This window comes from Kitasatospora sp. NPDC056531, assembly GCF_042794375.1.
GTDB lineage: Bacteria > Actinomycetota > Actinomycetes > Streptomycetales > Streptomycetaceae > Kitasatospora.
Genome location: NZ_JBHTTU010000003.1, coordinates 198,486 through 214,280 on the forward strand (window position 1 = coordinate 198,486; position 15,795 = coordinate 214,280).

General features: G+C 73.2%; 11 protein-coding genes. 7 read left to right on the top strand and 4 right to left on the bottom strand.

Features of this window, described 5'->3' with window-relative positions:
• Positions 1–92: 92 nt before the first annotated feature.
• The 4 genes from ACFQ87_RS05625 to ACFQ87_RS05640 form a co-directional block, all read right to left on the bottom strand.
• The gene (locus ACFQ87_RS05625) at positions 93–2,531 is read right to left on the bottom strand and encodes a transglutaminaseTgpA domain-containing protein (protein ID WP_380609285.1); all 2,439 of its coding nucleotides are present in this window, start codon (positions 2,529–2,531) and stop codon (positions 93–95) included.
• Positions 2,528–3,850 carry a DUF58 domain-containing protein gene (locus tag ACFQ87_RS05630; protein ID WP_380609286.1) on the bottom strand — a complete coding sequence of 441 codons (1,323 nt, stop codon included), beginning with the start codon at positions 3,848–3,850 and terminating at the stop codon, positions 2,528–2,530. The genes ACFQ87_RS05625 and ACFQ87_RS05630 overlap by 4 nt, the downstream gene beginning before the upstream one ends.
• Position 3,851: 1 nt before the next feature.
• Positions 3,852–4,898 carry an AAA family ATPase gene (locus tag ACFQ87_RS05635; RefSeq protein WP_380609287.1) on the bottom strand — a complete coding sequence of 349 codons (1,047 nt, stop codon included), beginning with the start codon at positions 4,896–4,898 and terminating at the stop codon, positions 3,852–3,854.
• A gap of 362 nt (positions 4,899–5,260) precedes the next feature.
• On the bottom strand, positions 5,261–5,803 hold the full coding sequence (locus ACFQ87_RS05640) for a beta-class carbonic anhydrase (protein ID WP_380609288.1): 543 nt from the start codon (positions 5,801–5,803) through the stop codon (positions 5,261–5,263).
• Between the two features lie 539 nt (positions 5,804–6,342).
• Between ACFQ87_RS05640 and rsmH the strand changes: the two genes are divergently transcribed.
• The 7 genes from rsmH (at position 6,343) to murD (ending at position 15,758) form a co-directional block, all read left to right on the top strand.
• Positions 6,343–7,317 carry a 16S rRNA (cytosine(1402)-N(4))-methyltransferase RsmH gene (rsmH, locus tag ACFQ87_RS05645; protein ID WP_380609289.1) on the top strand — a complete coding sequence of 325 codons (975 nt, stop codon included), beginning with the start codon at positions 6,343–6,345 and terminating at the stop codon, positions 7,315–7,317.
• A 126-nt stretch (positions 7,318–7,443) separates the two neighbouring features.
• Positions 7,444–7,971 (top strand): cell division protein FtsL, encoded by a 528-nt coding sequence (locus ACFQ87_RS05650; RefSeq protein WP_380609290.1) that lies wholly within the window; start codon positions 7,444–7,446, stop codon positions 7,969–7,971.
• Positions 7,968–10,187 carry a penicillin-binding transpeptidase domain-containing protein gene (locus ACFQ87_RS05655; RefSeq protein ID WP_380609291.1) on the top strand — a complete coding sequence of 740 codons (2,220 nt, stop codon included), beginning with the start codon at positions 7,968–7,970 and terminating at the stop codon, positions 10,185–10,187. The genes ACFQ87_RS05650 and ACFQ87_RS05655 overlap by 4 nt, the downstream gene beginning before the upstream one ends.
• Positions 10,188–10,280: 93 nt before the next feature.
• Positions 10,281–11,846, top strand: a complete 1,566-nt coding sequence (locus ACFQ87_RS05660; RefSeq protein WP_380609292.1) for a UDP-N-acetylmuramoyl-L-alanyl-D-glutamate--2,6-diaminopimelate ligase — start codon at positions 10,281–10,283, stop codon at positions 11,844–11,846.
• A complete protein-coding gene (gene murF / locus ACFQ87_RS05665) occupies positions 11,843–13,246 on the top strand; it encodes a UDP-N-acetylmuramoyl-tripeptide--D-alanyl-D-alanine ligase (protein ID WP_380609293.1) in 1,404 nt (467 codons plus the stop codon). Before ACFQ87_RS05660 ends, murF begins: the two co-directional genes overlap by 4 nt.
• The gene (gene mraY / locus ACFQ87_RS05670) at positions 13,246–14,307 is read left to right on the top strand and encodes a phospho-N-acetylmuramoyl-pentapeptide-transferase (RefSeq protein WP_380609401.1); all 1,062 of its coding nucleotides are present in this window, start codon (positions 13,246–13,248) and stop codon (positions 14,305–14,307) included. Before murF ends, mraY begins: the two co-directional genes overlap by 1 nt.
• Entirely contained in the window at positions 14,307–15,758 is a 1,452-nt protein-coding gene (gene murD, locus ACFQ87_RS05675) for a UDP-N-acetylmuramoyl-L-alanine--D-glutamate ligase (protein WP_380609402.1), read from the top strand. Before mraY ends, murD begins: the two co-directional genes overlap by 1 nt.
• The last annotated feature ends 37 nt before the right edge of the window (positions 15,759–15,795 follow it).

Genomic DNA, 15,795 nt, shown 5'->3' on the forward strand with positions numbered 1-15,795 from the left:
AAGGTGGAAGGAGAAGAAGGAGAAAAGGAAGGTCGGGCGGGGGGGGCGTCCGTCCCCCCCCCCGCCCCGGCTCATTGCCGGTTCAGGACGGCTCAGGACCGAGGGGTGGACCGCTTGCGCCGGGTGAACACCCGCCGCACCGGCCCGGTGACCGCCTCGACGGCCCGGCCGACCCGGGTGCCGACGCCCGTACGGGCCGCCCGCACCGCGTCGGAGATCCGCCACCACAGCTGCGCCGAGGACGGCGGCAGCAGCAGCGCCCGGGCCCGGTCCATCCGGCCGGCGCCGACCCACAGGCCGTGCCGGGCGGTGCGGACGTCGGCGGCCAGCGCAGCCGTGGTGACCTGCCCGGCCGGGGCGTAGAGCACCCGCTCGGTGGCCAGCGCCAGGCGCCCGGCGGCCGCCGCCGCGTCCGCGTCCAGCTCCGCCGTCTCGGTGATCCTCCGGGCGGCCGAGCGCGGGGTGCGTGACTCGTCCGGGGGAATTCCGAGGTCCCAGGCGGAGTCGACCAGCTCGTCCCAGGCGGCCAGCACCTGGGCGTCGGTCAGTTCGAGCGGACCGTCCCCGCCGGGGCGGCGCCGTCCGCCGCCGCCGAGCCGGCGGCGGCGCAGGGCCGTGCGCCAGAGCATCGGGGCGAGCAGCAGTGCGATCACCACCAGTACCGCGGCCAGGGCGCCGAGCACCTGCGGGGAGAGCAGCCAGGACTGCTCGTCGGCCTTGTCGACGGCCTTGTTCTTGGCGCCGCAGTCACCCAGCTGGCGCTGCTTGGCGGTGCAGCCCGAGCTGCTGGTCGGCGCCGGGAGGGCGGCCGCACTCGACGCGGCGGCGGTCGGCTGCTGGGTGGGCGCCGTGGTCGGGGCGCTGGACGCCTCCTGGTAGTGGGTCGGGACACCGCGGCTCGGGGTCGGCTCGAAGCGCATCCAGCCGTAGCCGGAGAAGTACAACTCGGGCCAGGCGTGGTACATCCGGCCGGTGACCGAGTAGACGTTGCCGCCCTTGCTGTCGCCGGGGGTGAAGCCGACCGCGACCCGGGACGGGATCTTCAGCACCCGGGCCATCGCCGCCATGGTGGAGGCGAAGTGCACGCAGAAGCCCCGGCGGTCGCGCAGGAAGACCGCGATCGCGTCGCTGCCGGTGCCGCCCGCGACGTTGGTGTCGTACTTGAACTGCGGGCCGGTGAACCAGCTCACCAGCGCCGTCGCCCGGTCGTAGTCGTTCTGAGCCTTGGCGGTGACGGACTTGGCCTGCTCGGCGACCACCGGTGGCAGGTCGGTGGGCAGGGCGGTGTAGTGGTCCCGGATGTCCTGCGGGGCGAGCGGCGCGGCGCGCAGCTCGGCGGCGGTGGGCCGCAGGTCCAGCGAGGTGACCTGGTAGTGCAGGCCGCGGATCGCCTTGTCGTTGGTCGGCACCACGGTGCGGGTCATCGGGTCGAGCTTCCAGTCGCCGCGGTTGGGGAGCTGGACGGAGGCGGCCGGGTACGGCATCGGCAGCCAGCTCTTCTCCAACCGGTCGCTCACCTGGAAGTCGCCCTCGATCCGGGGGACGTCGGTGCTGCGCAGGCCCTCGGGGGAGGGCAGGGTGGCCGGGAGGTCGCTGACGACGGGGCTGCTGAGCTTCCAGTTGGTGCCGTCGAACTGGTCCAGGGAGCCGGTGCGCAGGTAGATCTGGTCGGCCAGGTCGCTGTCCAGGGTGTAGCTGAGCAGCTCGTTGTCGGTCGGTTTGGTGACCGCGGCCTCCAGGCTGACCAGCGGGTCGAGGCTGGTCGTCACGCTGCCAGAGGTGCCCTTGCCGGAGGACCCGCCGGAGTTGGAGTCCAGCAGCCCCAAGTCCCAGCGCGGCAGGAAGACCGGCAGCAGTATCGCCAGGGCCAGCGCCAGGACGCCGACCTGCTGGCCGCCCGGGCTGACCCGGCTGGAGCCGACCGTGCCGCGCGCGCCGCCGCGGAAGACCCGGCCCCAGCGGGAGACCCGGTCCTGGCCCTCGGCGAACAGCAGCATCAGGTATCCGGCCGCGGCCAGACCGAACCAGACCCAGCTGCCGTGGTCCCCGGCCAGGCCGTTGCCGATCGAGTACAGCGCCAGCAGCGGCAGCCCGGCCAGCGCGGAGCGCCGGTAGGTCACCGCGACGGTGTCCACCAGGACGGCGATCAGGCCGACCGAGGAAACCAGGATCAGCCGCAGTCCGGCCGTCGGAGGCGCCGGGATGGCGTACTGCGTGATGTCGTCGATGCCGGAGGAGAGGACCCGGCTCAGCACCCGCATCGCGTTCGGGCCGGGCAGCACGCCGCCGGTCATCCCGGAGCCGGCGAATCCGATCAGCATCAGCAGGAGCAGTACCAGCAGCTGCGCGACCGGCACCGTCCAGCGGAACAGCGGGGAGCGGCGCAGGCCCGCTCCGACCGCCGCGATCACGGCGATCACCAGGACGGCGTGGGTGAGCCAGCTCCGGGTGGTGAGCAGCGGGAGCATGCACAGCGCGGCGAGGGTGGTGGCCAGCGCCGAGTACACGGTCAGTTTGGCCCGGGTGGTCACGCGCCGGCCTCTTCTCGGTAGGGGGCGGTGGTCTTGGCGCCCTCGGAGGCCCGCCACAGGTCCGGTACGGAGTCCCCGGCGCGCACCGGCAGGACCGTCCAGCCGGCCTCGCGCAGCTGCCGGACCCGCTTGCGGAACTCGTCGCCGCCGGTGTTCGGGGCGAGCATCCGCAGGCCGGCCCAGGTGTCGGTGTCGAGCAGGAAGGCGATCGCCCCGCCGGTACGGCTGCGCAGCCGTGCCAGTCGGGCGGTCTGCGCCTCGTCCAGCGCGCCGATGACGGCGACCAGCAGGCCCTCGCCGCCGGCCCGCAGCGGCTCCTCGGCGCGGGAGAGCCCGCCGCCGTCGGAGAGGTCGGCGACCGCGAGGGCGTCCAGGATCAGCCCGGAGGTGTCGGCGGCGACGTTGTTGCCGCCGGTGCCGGGGCCGGGCACCCACTGGCCGGTGTCGGTCAGCAGTTGGGTCTGGTAGCCGCGCTCCAGCAGGTGCACGGCGACGGAGGCGGCGCAGCTGACCGCCCACTCGAAGGAGGAGGCCGGGCCGCTGCCGCGGTGGCCTACCTCGCGGGTGTCCAGCAGGACGGTGGCCCGGGCCTTCTGCGGCTGTTCCTCTCGGCGCACCATCAGCTCGCCGTACCGGGCGGTGGAGCGCCAGTGCACCCGGCGCAGGTCGTCTCCGGGCCGGTACTCGCGCAGGATCACGTCGTCGTCGCCGGCCAGCGCGAGGGTGCGGGTGTGGCTCTCGCCCTGGCCGATCCACTCGCCGCTGAGCCGCACCTGTGGCAGCGCCTGGACCTGCGGGACGACGGTGAGCACGTCGGAGGCGGTGAAGGCACGGTTGACCTCGCACATCCCGAACGGGTCGGACAGCCGCAGCTGCAGCGGCCCGAGCGGGTAGCGGCCGCGCAGGTCGGAGCGGACCCGGTAGGAGACCTCGCGGAAGCCGCGCGGCTCGACCCGGTCCAGCACGAAGCGCGGGCGCGGCCCGAGCACGTACGGGACCGTGTCCTCCAGGAGCAGCAGGCCGGTGGGCACCCGGGAGACGTTGTCGACCCGCAGGTGGACCCGGGCCTCCTGGCCGGCGATCGCCCGGTGCGGGCTGAGTCGGCGGCCGCTGGCCACCCGGTAGCGGGTGTTGGCGACCACCAGGGCGGCGGCCAGCGGCAGCGCGGCGAGCAGCACGCCGACCCGCAGCAGGGCGTCCTGGTTGAGCAGGTAGGCGCAGACCACCGCGGTCAGTCCGGCCGCGAGGAAGGAGCGGCCGCGGGTGGTGAGGCCGCGCAGTCCGGCCCGCAGTCCACCCGTCTGATCGGATGAGGCCACCTCAGCCCCTCCGGACGGCCGGGCCGCCCTGCGGACGCGGCAGCGGCAGCCGGGCGACCAGGTCGGCCACGATCTGCTCGGAGGTACGGCGGCTGAGCTGGGTCTCGGCGGTCGGCATCAGGCGGTGCGCGAGGACCGGGACGGCCAGGCGCTGGATGTCGTCCGGGGTGACGTAGTCGCGTCCGTCCAGCGCGGCGGCGGCGCGGGCGGCCCGGACCAGGTGCAGGGTGGCGCGCGGCGAGGCGCCCAGGCGCAGCTCGGGGCTGGTGCGGGTGGCGGCGACCAGGTCGACGGCGTAGCGGCGGACCGGGTCGGCGATGTGCACGGTGCGGACCAGGTCGACCAGCTTGAGGATGTCGGTGGCGTGCGCGACCGGCTGGAGGTCGGCCAGCGGGCTGGCGCCGGCGTGCACGTCGAGCATCGCGAACTCGGCCTCGGGGCTGGGGTAGCCGATCGAGATCCGGGCCATGAAGCGGTCCCGCTGGGCCTCCGGGAGGGGGTAGGTGCCCTCCATCTCGACCGGGTTCTGGGTGGCCACGACCATGAACGGCGAGGGCAGCTCGTAGCTGGTGCCGTCGATGGTGACCTGGCGCTCCTCCATGGACTCCAGCAGCGCGGACTGGGTCTTGGGCGAGGCGCGGTTGATCTCGTCGCCGACCACGATCTGGGCGAAGATCGCCCCCGGGCGGAACTCGAAGTCGTGCCGCTGCTGGTCGTAGATGTTGGTGCCGGTGACGTCCGAGGGCAGCAGGTCGGGCGTGAACTGGATGCGGCGCACGGTGCAGTCGACCGAGCGGGCGAGTGCCTTGGCCAGCATGGTCTTGCCGACGCCGGGCACGTCCTCCAGCAGCAGGTGGCCCTCGGCGAGCAGGACGGTCAGGGCGATCCGGACGGCCTCCGGCTTGCCCTCGATCACGCTCTCGATGTTGGCGCGGACGCGGTCCACGACTGCGGCGAGCTCGGGGAGTCCGACCTGGCGGTACCCGTTCGCCCTCTGTTCGCCCCCCGCAGGACTGCCGAGACCGGCCTGGTCGTTGTAGCTCGTCACCCGTTTACGCTCCCTGGCACCCTGTGCCCGCCTCACCCGAGGCCGGACCCCCACCCCATGCTTGACGCGGCCGTCCCGGGGGCGGTTCCGACGGCGGATCCGGCGCCGGGGTAGCGGCCTGCGGCCCGGCCGCCCCAGGTGGTTCGGGGTCCGACCGGCAGGCGCATTCTCCCCCGGGCGGTGGCCCGAAGTCACCATTCGGCTGTCCCCGAATGCCCTGTGACTCGCCCGCTCGCCTCCGGGGCGCTCTGACCCGGTGCCGACGGTCGGCGCTCCGGCGCTCGTACCTCGCTGGTCGCTTCTCCCTTTCGGCACCGGCGCGCCCCTTCGGCTCGGGGCGGGGGCCCGAGAGAGCGCGGGTATCAGACGATCTCGCGCAGCAGTCCGGTGTGGACGTCGAAGACGAAGCCGCGCACGTCGTCGGTGTGCAGCAGGAACGGGGAGGTACGCACCCGCTGCATGGACTGGCGGACGTCGCCGTCCAGGTCGACGAAGGACTCCACCGCCCACTGCGGGCGCTGGCCGACCTCCAGCTCCAGCTCGCGGCGAAAGTCCTCGGTGAGTCCGAGCAGGCCGCAGCCGGTGTGGTGGATCAGCGCGATCGAGCGGGTGCCGAGGGCGCGCTGGCTGATGGTCAGGGAGCGGATGGTGTCGTCGGTGACGACGCCGCCCGCGTTGCGGATGACGTGTGCGTCGCCCAGTTCGAGGCCGAGCGCCGCGAACAGGTCGAGGCGGGCGTCCATACAGGCCACCACGGCGATCTTCTGCACCGGGCGGGCGTCCATGCCGCCGTCCCGGAAGGTCACCGCGTACTCGCGGTTGGCCGTCACGAAACGGTCGATGATGACGGGTCGGGTGGTGTCGGCAGCGGCGTTCGGCGTGGGCCGGTCGGGGGTCACTGTCATGGTGGCGACGTTAGTGCGATTCCGGGCCCCGCGGTGGGGTCGAGAGCTACAGAACCGGCCGCTGTGATCGAGTGCATAGCGACAACGGGAGGGTTTGTCCGGGCTGGTCCCGGAGTGGGTTCGTACCCGGTCGCTCGACGGGGGCGCGCGGCGCTCGTCGCGGCTCGCCAGCCGGGGCCTCCACCGGACCGCCCCGACGGCCGCGACCTGCGGTGATCCGTACCGCCGCCCGGGTGGTGCGCCGGAGCGGACCATTGACTGCCGGGGCCCGCGCGATAGAGTTGCGGCGCAGTGGAGCACACCCGCCGGAGCCCGTCAACCGGGCCTTGTCGGCCGGTGTGGCCCGGTCGATGCGGCTCGTGGCCTCCACCCGCTCCGTGCCCACCTGGCGCACCTTCCCCGGCGCCGGGCGGTCACGACCTTCCCCTTGAGCGGGCGGGGACCACGGGCCGCGTCGTCGTGCCGGGGGACGGTGGGCGAGAATGGTCGGAGCTCCCGGAGATCGGGCTGCTCCGCACCGAGGAAGGGCGCCACCGCGCATGACCACCAACGAACCGGGTCCCAAGCACGTTCCGGTGATGCTGCAGCGGTGCATGGACGCCCTCGCCCCCGCGATCTCGCGCCCCGGTGCCGTGGTGGTGGACGCCACCCTCGGACTCGGCGGGCACAGTGAGGCGCTGCTCACCCAGTTCCCGGAGGTCCGGCTGATCGCGGTGGACCGCGACCCGCAGGCGCTGAAGCTGTCCGGCGAGCGGCTGGCCCCGTTCGGTGACCGGGCCACCCTGGTACACGCGGTGTACGACGAGATCCCCGAGGTGCTGGAGCGCCTGGGCATCGACGAGGTGGACGGCATCCTGTTCGACCTCGGCGTCTCCTCGATGCAGTTGGACGAAGCGGACCGCGGTTTCGCGTACGCCCAGGACGCGCCGCTGGACATGCGGATGGACCAGACCCGGGGGATCAGCGCGGCGGAGGTGCTGAACACCTACAGCCACGGCGACCTCGCCCGGATCCTCAAGGTGTACGGCGAGGAGCGGTTCGCCGGGAAGATCGCCTCGGTCATCCTGCGGGAGCGGGCCAAGGAACCGTTCACCAACAGCGCGCGTCTGGTCGAGTTGGTGCGCAACGCCATTCCGGCGGCGACCCGTCGGACCGGCGGGAACCCGGCCAAGCGGACGTTCCAGGCACTGCGGATCGAGGTCAACGGCGAGCTGGAGGTCCTGGACCGGGCGATCCCGGGGGCGCTGGACGTCCTGGCGCTCGGCGGCCGGATGGTCGTGATGTCGTACCAGTCGCTGGAGGACCGGCTGGTGAAGCAGTACTTCGCCGCCGGGGCGACCAGCACCGCCCCGCCGGGGCTCCCGTTCATCCCGGAGGAGCACCAGCCCTGGCTCAAACTGATCACCCGAGGTGCCGAGCTGGCCACCGAGCAGGAGATCGAGGAGAACCGGCGCGCCGCGCCCGTGCGACTGCGGGTGGCGGAGAGGATCAGGGACCGAAGCAAGCGGGGCTGAGCCCCGGCGGGGTCCGAAGGGCGGAGGAAAGCGGTGGGGCCGGTGGCCGGTGAGGTCCGGGCGGGGCGGGGAGGACTCCCCGGACAGGGCAGGGCACGCATCACGGTCCGGCCGGGGCGGCGCCCCGTGCGGGGGCGCACGCCGTTCGCGGTGCTCGTGGTGGTGTTGCTGGCCGGCGGTCTGTTCGGGCTGCTGGCGCTGAACACCGCGCTCAACGAAGGGTCCTTCGAGCTGTCCCGGCTGCAGAAGCAGACCACCAAGGCGACCGACGAGCAGCAGAGCCTCCAGCACGAGATCGACCAGAGCTCGGCCCCGGACGCGCTGGCCAAGCGGGCCGGCGAGCTGGGCATGGTCCCGGCCGGGGGGATGGCCTTCCTGGACGTGCCGAACGGAGGCAAGGTGATCGGCACGCCCGGACCGGCGCAGGACAGCCCGCCGGTGAAGAAGTCGACGGTCGATCCGTGGCCGGTGAAGGCCTCCCCGGCTGCGCAGGGCGCCCCGGCGCCTTCGGCGCGGCCCACGGCGCAGCCGAGCGCCCAGCCGACCACCCCGGCTACGGCCCCGCCGACGCCGACCCCGGCGGCCTCGGCCGGTGACTCGGTGATCCAGCTCAACCCGGTCTCGCCCGCGCCGCACGGGGGTGGCAACCGGTGACCACTCCTCGTCAGCCGTCGGGCTCCGGCTCAGGTTCGGGCCGTCGTCAGCCGCCGCGCAGCGGTGCGCCCCGGCCCGCCGCGGGCCGCAGCCAGCCGGCGAAGGGCCAGGCCGCGAAGTCGCAGCCCGTCAAGCCGCAGGCCGCGAAGCCGCAGCCCGTCAAGGGCCAGCCCGCGCGCGGCCAGTCGGCCAAGGCCCAGCCCGCCAAGGCCGCTGCCGCCCGTACCCCGCGCGCGCCGCAGCAGCGCCGCCCCGAGGGCCGTCCGCCGGCCCGTAGCCAGGCGGCGGTGCGGCCGCGTCCGAAGACCCGCCCGCCGCAGCGCCCCAAGGCGCTGAAGCTGGCCGAGCCGAAGCGCCGGCTGCGGGTGATCACCGTGGCGCTGTCCCTGGTGTTCTCGGTCTTCGCCGGGCGTCTGGTGCAGCTCCAGCTGGTGGACGCCGACGCGCTGGCCGCCGACGCCAACACCAACCGCTACCTGAACATCCCGATCACCGCCGAGCGCGGTTCGATAACGTCCTCCGACGGGGTCGCGCTGGCGGCCACCGTCGACGCGTACGACATCACCGCCGACCCGGCGATGTTCACCCCGGGGGCGACCGGCATCCCGGACGCGCCGGAGCAGGCGGCCGCCCTGCTGTCGCCGATCATCGGTGTGTCCAAGGAGAAGCTCGCCGCCGACCTGCACGCACCCAAGACCCGCTACAAGCGGCTCGCCGCCCAGCAGACCCCGGCCGCCAAGAACCAGATCAGCGACCTGAAGTCGACCCTGGAGAAGCAGGCCGGCTCGCGCACCTGCCTGGCCCAGAAGAAGCTGCTCGGCAAGCCCGCCGACCAGGGCGGACGCACCCGGGTGGACAACGAGTGCGCCAACCCGCTGGCCGGGGTGTTCAACCAGGAGACCCAGAAGCGGGTCTACCCGGCGGACGGCCTGGCCGCCAACCTGGTCGGCTTCGTCAACGGCGAGGGCGCAGGCGCGGGCGGCCTGGAGCTGCAGTACCAGAAGCTGCTGGCCGGCAAGGACGGCCACAGCAGCTACGCCCAGGCGGGCGGGCGGCTGGTGCCCACCGCCGGGGGCTCGATGGACGAGGCGGTGCCCGGCAGCGACGTCAAGCTGACCATCAACCGGGACATCCAGTGGGCCGCCCAGCGGGCGATCACCGACCAGGTGGCCAACTCCGGCGCGGAGAAGGGCTACGTGGTGGTCCAGGACGTGAAGACCGGTCAGGTCCTCGCGATGGCCACCGCGCCCGGCTTCAACCCGAACGACCTGAGCCTCTCCAAGCAGTCCCAGATGGGCAACCCGGCCCTGGTCGACGCGTACGAGCCGGGCAGCACCGCCAAGCTGATGAGCCTGGCCGCCGTCCTGGACTCCGGCAAGGCCAACTGGGACACCAAGGTCACCGTGCCGAACCGGCTGGTCCGGGCCGGCCAGCAGTTCAAGGACGACATCGAGCACGGCGACTGGTACCTGACCCTGGCCGGGGTGCTGGCCAAGTCCTCCAACATCGGCACCATCGAGGCGATCGAGACCCTCGGCGACGGCGACCAGCTGAAGGCCAACCAGGTACTGGACGGCTACATGCGCAAGTTCGGCGTGGCCCAGCCGACCGGCCTGAACTTCCCCGGGGAGACCCCGGGGATGCTCAAGAAGCCGGAGGACCTGGTCGCCTCGGAGAAGTACAACATCTCCTTCGGCCAGGGCCCGCTGCAGATGAACGCGCTGCAGGCCACCTCGGTGTACTCGACCATCGCCAACGGCGGGGTGCGGGTCGCGCCCAGCATCGTCCAGGGCACCACCGGGCCGGACGGCAAGTTCACCCCGACCCCGCCGGGCGAGCAGACCCGGGTGGTCAGCGAGCAGACCGCCAAGACCCTCACCTCGATGTTGGAGTCGGTCGTCGACGACGAGCAGGGCACCGGCGGCAAGGCCGCCATCCCCGGCTACCGGGTCGCCGGCAAGACCGGTACCGCCAACCGGGGGGCCGCCAACGGGGTCGGCTACGACGGCTACACCGCCTCCTTCATCGGCTTCGCCCCCGCCGACGCCCCCCGCTACACCGTCTCCTGCACCCTCCAGGGCCCGGTCAACGGCCACTTCGGCGGCCAGCTGTGCGGGCCGGTGTTCAAGCAGGTGATGGAGTTCACCCTGAAGACCATGCAGGTCCCGCCGAGCGGCAGCCAGGCGCCCAACCTGCCCGTCGAGTGGAAGCCGTGAGCGCGGATGAGCAACCAGCGGGCCGGTGCGGCCGGCGACGCCGAGAAGGCCCGGTTTGGCCCTGGGCACCCTTCGGCGGATAGCCTTCCCGGCGTGCCGAAACCCGATCAAACCACCGTGAGTCCGCCCCGCCCGACCGGGACCGCCGCCCTGTCGCTCGCCGAGCTGGCCGCTCAGCTGGGCCTGCCGCCCGTCGAGGGCGGCGCCGTCACCGGCGTCACCCACGACTCCCGCGCGGTGCGCCCGGGCGACGTGTACGTGGCCTTCCCGGGCGCCAACCACCACGGCGCGGCCTTCGCGGCCAAGGCCGCGGACGCCGGCGCGGTGGCCGTGCTCACCGACCCCGCGGGCGCCGAGCTGGCCGCCCCCACCGGTCTGCCGCTGCTGGTCGTCGACCGGCCGCGGGCCCGGATGGGCGAGCTGGCCGCGATCGTCTACGGCCGCCCGTCCGAGCGGCTGCTGATGATCGGGCTGACCGGCACCAACGGCAAGACCACCACCTCGTACCTGGTCGAGGGCGGTCTGCGCGGCGCCGGGCGCAGCCCCGGCGTGATCGGCACCGTGGAGATGCGGGTCGGCGAGGAGCGGATCAAGAGCGAGCGCACCACCCCCGAGGCCACCGACCTGCACGCGATCCTCGGCGTGATGGCCGAGCGCGGCGCGGACGCGGTGACCATGGAGGTCTCCAGCCACGCCCTGGTCTTCGGCCGCACCGACGGGGTGGCGTACGACGTCGCGCTGTTCAACAACCTCACCCCCGAGCACCTCGACTTCCACCCGGACATGGAGGACTACTTCCAGGCGAAGGCCCGACTCTTCCAGCCCGGCAAGTCCCGCCACGGCGTGGTCAACCTGGACGACGAGTACGGCCGCCGGCTCGCTGCCGAGGCCAAGATCCCGGTGACGACCTTCTCGGCCGCCGGCGCCGCCGAGGCCGACTGGCGGGCCGTGGACGTCCAGCTCGGCCCGGTGAGCTCCACCTTCCGGCTGCTCGGCCCGGACGGTGCCGAGGCCGACGCGGTCGCGCCGCTGCCCGGCCCGTTCAACGTCTCCAACGCGGTCGCCGCGATCACCGTGCTGGTCGCCGCCGGACTGCCGCTGGAGCGGGCCGTGGCCGGCGTCGCCGCCGTCCCCGGCGTGCCGGGCCGACTGGAGCGGGTGGACGCCGGACAGCCGTTCGTCGCGGTCGTGGACTACGCCCACAAGCCGGACGCCCTGCAGGCCGTCCTCGCCTCGCTGCGCGAGGTCACCAAGGGCCGCCTGCACGTGGTCGTCGGCTGCGGCGGCGACCGCGACCCGCACAAGCGCGGCCCGATGGGCGCCATCGCCGCCCGCCTCGCCGACACCGCCCTGCTGACCAGCGATAACCCGCGCAGCGAGGACCCGCTGGCGATCCTCGCCACCATGCTGACCGGCGCCGCCGCGGTGCCCGAGGCCGAGCGCGGGGCCGTCCTGGTCGTCCCCGACCGGGCCGAGGCGATCCAGCTCGCCGTCGCCCGCGCCCGGGCGGGGGACACCGTGCTGGTGGCCGGCAAGGGCCACGAGCTCGGCCAGTACGTACGAGACGAGATCCGCCCCTTCGACGACCGGGAGGTGCTGCGCGAATCCATCGCGCGGACCACGGCCGCCGGGGGCGACCGAGGAGTAGAGCAGCAGTGATCGCACTGACCCTCGCCGAGGTGGCCGCCGCGGTCGGCGGCACCCTGGACGGCGCGGACCCGGACGTCCTGGTCACCGGCCCGGTCGAGGTCGACTCGCGGAAGGTGTGCCCCGGCGGCCTGTTCGCGGCCTTCGTCGGCGAGCAGGTGGACGGCCACGACTACGCCGCCACGGCGGTCGGGGCCGGCGCCGTCGCGGTGCTGGCCTCCCGCCCGGTCGGCGTGCCCGCCGTCCTGGTCGACAGTGTGGTGGACGCCCTCGGCAAGCTGGCCCGCACCGTGGTCGCCCGCGCCGAGGGCACCGCCGTGGTCGCGCTGACCGGCTCGGCCGGCAAGACCAGCACCAAGGACCTGATCGCCCAGCTGCTCCAGCGCCACGGCGAGACCGTCTTCCCGCCCGGCTCGCTCAACAACGAGATCGGCCACCCGATGACCGCGCTGCGGGTCGAGGCCGGCACCCGGCACCTGGTCATGGAGATGGGGGCCCGGCACAAGGGCGACATCGAGTACCTCACCTCGATCACCCCGCCCCGGATCGGCCTGGTCCTCAACGTCGGCACCGCCCACGTCGGCGAGTTCGGCTCCCAGGAGGCGATCGCCGAGGCCAAGGGCGAGCTGGTCGAGGCGCTGCCCGCCGAGGGTGCCGCGATCCTCAACGCGGACGACCGGCTGGTGCGCGCGATGGCCTCCCGGACCAGGGCGAAGGTGGTCTTCTTCGGGGAGTCCCCGGAGGCCCACGTCCGGGCGACCGACGTTCGCCTGGACGCCACCGGACGGCCATCGTTCACGCTCACCACCCCGGCCGGTTCCGCTCCCGTGCAGCTGCGCCTGTACGGTGAGCACCACGTCTCGAACGCCCTCGCCGCCGCCGCGGTGGCGATGGAGCTCGGGATGACCGTCGACGACACCGCGGCAGCCCTGGGCGAGGCGGGTGCGCTGTCCCGCTGGCGCATGGAGGTCGTCGACCGGGCCGATGGTGTCACCGTCGTCAACGACGCCTACAACGCGAACCCCGACTCGATGCGGGCCGCGCTGCGGGCGCTGGTCTCGATGGGTGGCCGCGGTCCGGAGCGCCGCCGCACCTGGGCGGTGCTCGGCGAGATGCGGGAGCTCGGCGAGGACAGCCTGGCCGAGCACGACGCCATCGGGCGGCTCGCCGTCCGGCTGGACGTCACCAAGCTGGTGGCGGTCGGCGGACGCGAGGCGGCCTGCATGGAACTCGGCGCGAGGAACGAAGGTTCGTGGGGTGAGGAGTCGGTGCTGGTGTCCGACGCGGACGCGGCGGTCGAGCTGCTGCGCAGTCAGCTGCGGCCGGGGGATGTGGTCCTGGTGAAGGCGTCCCGTTCGGTGGGGTTGGAGAAGGTGGCCGAGGCGCTCCTTACGGACGGTGCTGCCCGATGATGAAGCAGATCCTCTTCTCCGGGATGATCGGCCTGATCCTCTCGCTGGTCGGCACGCCCGCCCTGATCAAGCTGCTCGCCCGGCAGGGTTACGGCCAGTACATCCGTGACGACGGCCCCAAGGCGCACCACAGCAAGAAGGGCACGCCCACCATGGGCGGCATCGCCTTCATCCTGGCGACCCTGATCGCGTACTTCGGGACGAAGGCGATAACGGGCGACACCCCGACCGCCTCCGGGCTGCTGGTGCTCTTCCTGACCACGGGCCTCGGCCTGGTCGGCTTCCTGGACGACTACATCAAGGTGGTCAAGCGCCGCTCGCTGGGCCTGCGGGCCAAGGCGAAGCTGGCCGGACAGTCCATCGTCGGTCTGGTGTTCGCCGTCCTGGCGCTGCAGTTCCACGACGACCGCGGGCTCAGCCCGGCCTCCCAGTCGCTGTCCTTCGTGCGCGACTTCAAGTGGGCGATCGGCCCGGTGCTGTTCGTCATCTTCGCGTACTTCATGATCGCGGCGACCTCCAACGGCGTGAACCTGACGGACGGCCTGGACGGCCTCGCCACCGGCGCCTCGGTGATGGCCTTCGGCGCCTACACCTTCATCGGCGTCTGGGAGTACACCCAGAGCTGTGCCTACTTCATCTCCGCCACCGGCGCCTGCTACGACGTCCGCGACCCACTGGACCTCGCGGTGGTGGCCGCCGCTCTGATGGGCTCCTGCTTCGGCTTCCTGTGGTGGAACACCTCGCCCGCCAAGATCTTCATGGGTGACACCGGCTCGCTCGCCCTCGGCGGCGCCCTGGCCGGCCTGGCGATCTGCTCCCGCACCGAGCTGCTGCTGATCCTGCTCGGCGGCCTCTTCATGATCATCACCCTGTCGGTGATCATCCAGGTCGGCTCCTTCCGGATGACCGGCAAGCGCGTCTTCAAGATGGCACCACTGCAACACCACTTCGAACTCAAGGGCTGGAGCGAGGTCCTGGTCGTGGTCCGCTTCTGGATCATCCAGGGCCTGTGCGTGGCCGTCGGCCTCGGCCTCTTCTACGCGGGATACCGGACCGGATGATGAATCCCCAGATGATCGAGTCGCAGTTCAATGACCTGCCCGTGGTGGTCGCCGGCCTCGGCGTCTCGGGCATCAGCGCCGCGCGCGTCCTGAACGGGCTCGGCGCGAGCGTCACCGTGGTGGACGGCGGCAGCGGCGAGGGCCTCAAGGCCCGTGCCGCCGAGCTGGAGGCGCTGGGCGTCACGGTGCGCCTGGGCGACGGCGCGAGCCTGCCCGAGGGCACCCGGCTGATCGTCACTTCGCCCGGCTGGGCCCCCGACAGCCCGCTGTTCGCCGCCGCCGAGGCGGCTGGCGTCCCGGTCTGGGGCGACGTCGAGCTGGCCTGGCGGCTGCGCAAGCCGCTGCCGGGCACCGGGGAGCCCGCCCCCTGGCTGGCCGTCACCGGCACCAACGGCAAGACCACCACCGTCCAGATGCTCGCCTCGATCCTCACCGCGGCCGGCAAGCGCACCGCCGCCGTCGGCAACGTCGGGGTCTCGGTGCTGGACGCGGTGCTCGCCGAGGAGCCGTACGACGTGCTCGCCGTCGAGCTCTCCAGCTACCAGCTGCACTGGGCGCCCTCGCTGCGCCCGTACTCGGCGGCGGTGCTCAACCTGGCACCCGACCACCTCGACTGGCACGGCTCGATGGAGGCGTACGCCGCCGACAAGGGCCGGATCTACGAGGGCAACGTGGTCGCCTGCGTGTACAACCTGGCCGACCCGGCCACCGAGGCGCTGGTCCGCGAGGCCGACGTCGAGGAGGGCTGCCGGGCGATCGGCTTCGGCCTCGGCGCGCCGGGCCCGTCGAACTTCGGCGTGGTGGACGGCCTGCTGGTGGACCGCGCCTTCGTCGAGGACCGGACCAAGAACGCGGCCGAGCTGGGCTCCGTCGAGGACGTCAACCCGCCGGCCCCGCACAACATCGCCAACGCGCTCGCCGCGGCGGCGCTGGCCCGGGCCTACGGGGTCGAGCCGAAGGCCGTCCGGGAGGGCCTGCGGGCCTTCCGCCCGGACGCCCACCGGATCGCCGAGGTCGGCGTGGTCCGCGAGGTCACGTACATCGACGACTCCAAGGCCACCAACACCCACGCCGCGGCGGCCTCGCTGGCCGCCTACCGGCCGATCGTCTGGATCGCCGGCGGCCTGGCCAAGGGCGCGACCTTCGACGACCTGGTCCAGGGCGCGGCCGAGCGGCTGCGCGCGGTCGTGCTGATCGGCCAGGACCGGGCGCTGATCCGCGAGGCGCTGGAGCGACACGCTCCGGATGTGCCGGTGATCGAGGCGGCCGAGGGCCACACTGGCGCGATGGCGATGACCGAGGTGGTCCGCACGGCCGCGTCGCTCGCCCGATCGGGTGACACGGTCTTGCTGGCCCCGGCCTGCGCCTCGATGGACATGTTCACCAACTACGGCGAGCGCGGCGACCTGTTCGCGGCGGCCGTCCGGGAGCTGGCGAACCTCGGCGAGTGAGCCGAAGGGCCGCGCCGACGCCGAAAGGGAGGAGCGA

Coding starts and splice junctions, on each gene's coding strand:
- ACFQ87_RS05640 (WP_380609288.1), bottom strand. CDS start 5,803: ATGACAGTGACCCCCGACCGGCCCACGCCGAACGCCGCTGCCGACACC.
- rsmH (WP_380609289.1), top strand. CDS start 6,343: ATGACCACCAACGAACCGGGTCCCAAGCACGTTCCGGTGATGCTGCAG.
- mraY (WP_380609401.1), top strand. CDS start 13,246: ATGAAGCAGATCCTCTTCTCCGGGATGATCGGCCTGATCCTCTCGCTG.
- murD (WP_380609402.1), top strand. CDS start 14,307: ATGAATCCCCAGATGATCGAGTCGCAGTTCAATGACCTGCCCGTGGTG.